Source organism: Succinimonas sp. (genome assembly GCF_045225735.1).
Classification (GTDB): Bacteria; Pseudomonadota; Gammaproteobacteria; order Enterobacterales; family Succinivibrionaceae; genus Succinimonas.
The window spans coordinates 1-2,594 of the sequence record NZ_JBGVBR010000214.1 but is presented as its reverse complement, the minus strand read 5'-3'; the positions used below and the strand labels follow the sequence as shown (position 1 = coordinate 2,594).

At 58.1% G+C, this 2,594-nt stretch carries 1 protein-coding gene; it reads right to left on the bottom strand.

Features of this window, described 5'->3' with window-relative positions; all coding sequences use genetic code 11:
- Positions 1 to 2,594, bottom strand: a 2,594-nt coding sequence (locus ACJROR_RS07400) for a DEAD/DEAH box helicase (RefSeq protein ID WP_406546562.1), incomplete at both ends; no start/stop codon positions are given.

Below are 2,594 nucleotides of genomic sequence, written 5' to 3'. Positions count from 1 at the left end.
GCAGTCAAAGCCGGCTTCCTTCAGGATCTCGGCCAGCTTTTCCACCAGAATGTCCTTTTCCCGCCGGCCGGTTTCCAGCTGCCGGGTCATGGAGGAGGCGCCGTTTCGGGCATACTTCAGGAATTCAAAGAGACCGGACACGCCCCGGGAGGTGGCTGCGGTGATCCGGCCGTCCTCAGGCTCGATGGAGGTGAATACCACCATTTCCTTCTTGGCCCGGGTTACCGCCACGTTAAGCCGGCGTTCGCCGCCGTCGCGGTTCAGGGGGCCGAAGTTCATGGAAACCTTGCCGTCCTTGTCCCGGCCGAACCCGACTGAAAACACGATAACATCCCGTTCATCGCCCTGCACGTTCTCCAGGTTCTTCACAAAAAGAGGCTCGGGACCGCTGTTGGCTTTGGCGTCCAGATCCGGATTGTCCCGGAACATGTCCGCAAGGTCATCCTCGATCTGCGCCTGCTGCTTGGAATTAAAGGTCACAATGCCCACGGAGGTATTGCTGTTCTTGGGATCTTTAAGGAAATCCCTGATATAGGCCGTAACCGCCTTGCTTTCATCAGGGTTGGTGGACTTGCCGCCCCGGTCATAAACGCCGTTCACAAAGTGATACTGCACCCGGGAGTTCATGTCATCCGGTGACGGGAAGGTATAGAGCCTGCTCTCATAGTACATGGTATTGCTGAAGGAAATCAGGCTTTCATGACGGGAACGGTAGTGCCAGCTCAGACTTATCACCGGCATGCCCAAAGTCATGGAGTCAACAAGCACGCTTTCCAGATAGGCGATATCCGATTCCTCCTCGGCCTGCCGGGCTTCAAAGAAGTCCGTGGGAGGCATCTGCTTGGGATCTCCCACCACAATCACCTGATGGCCCCGGCCAATGGCTCCCACGGCTTCCGAGGTGGGGAGCTGGGAGGCTTCGTCGAAGATAATGAGATCGAAGCTGTACAGGCTGGGATCCAGATACTGCGCCACGGAAATGGGGCTCATCAGCATGCAGGGAGCTATTCCGGGCATGAGATGGGGCGTCTTATTAAAGATCTGCCTGATGGAGGAACCCCGGCCGCGGCTCTTCTTGGCCTTCTCGAAAAAGGTGATTTCCTCCTGGATGGCAGCATCGGAACTGTTCTTAAGCTGGTTCTTTTCAGCGGTAAGCTGCTCGATGAGATGCTGTCCGGAGAGCTTCCGGAAGGAGGCGGCATCTTCATTAAAGCGCGCGATGCGATCCTCGAAGATCTCAGGAATGAATCCGGAGAGCGCCTCATTCTGGCTGAACTGCCACTCAATAAGAGACTTCGCAAAGAGAGCCCGGGCATACCCCTCCCCGGCGGAAGCGGGAACCCGGCCCTCCAGAAGCGCCCGGACGAGCTCGGCAAACCCTGACATACGGAGCGTTCTCAGCCGCTTATTGACCTCCAGCCAGGAACCGATATCCCCCGGCCGATCCGCCCAGCCCTGCGCCCGATCCGCTAGCTTAAGAGGATCCCCGGGGAGCAGCGTGTCATCAATGCTGTAAAACTCCTTAAGCTTCTTAACCCCTTCCGAAAACTCCGCAAAAGGCTTCTTAATGGCCGTAAGAGCCTGAAGTCTTTCCCGGAAATCCCCGGAAACCGCATTCTTCGAGAGAGCCTCCCGGAGAGAAGACTTTTCTCCGGGCTCCAGTCCGGAAGAGAGAGCGCCGTGAAGAGCCTCCAGGGTGTCCAGAAGTCCCCGGGCCTTTTCGGGATCCTTTTCCAGAAGCGCGGCAAAGTCGCCGTTCATCCGGCGTACCTTCTCCAGAGCTTCATTAAGGCTGTTCTTAAGATCCTGAATCCCCAGAGCCGTTCCCATGAGCTCCTCATAGTTGTCGCTGGTAACCTTCACCTCCGCGCCCAGAGCCCGCTGGAGCCGGCCTACGGATTTCCCGTGCGCCAGATATCTCATGATAAAGAACCGCTGACTGTCCAGCTTCCAGATCTTAAGCTCCTCCCGGAGATTAAGCTGGAAGACGTCCTCGGCATTGGGCCCCAGCTTCCGAAGATCCTCCCTGATGCGGAGAGCCGTATCCGCTCCCGCCCCGGCTTCCTTGATAAAGCCCGGAATATCCGGAAGAGACAGGAGCGCAAAATCCATGTCCTCCCGGCTCAAAGCCCCTTCGATGCCGGAAAGGATGCCCTGAAGCCTCTCCAGAGTAAGGCCGGAGCTCGCAAAGCCCATGAGATCCGTAACCGCCTTAACCCCGTCCCGGAGTCCCCGGACGGCGGCGCCGAAGGCGGCCCCGTCCAGGCCGGAGGAACCCTCCGGCCTTTTGGCCAGAGCGCTTTCAAAGAAGGTGTAGCTGTTAAGGGACTGATCCCGCACCAGAATCTTAAGCTCCCGGAGGGCCTGATCCGCATCCTGGATCATGGCGGCGTCAATAGCCGGCAGGTTGTCCGGAGAAAGGGCGATCCCGGGTTCCTGACCGGTTTTGAGGAGCTCCCCGAAGGCGCCGTAAACGGACATGCCGGCTGCTATGGGAGTATGAAGAGCGGATACCTCGGCATTAAGGTCTTTCCGCGCCGTATTAAGCCGGTTCTTTACGATCTCGTATTCCATCCCGGCTGAGGTCTCGGGAG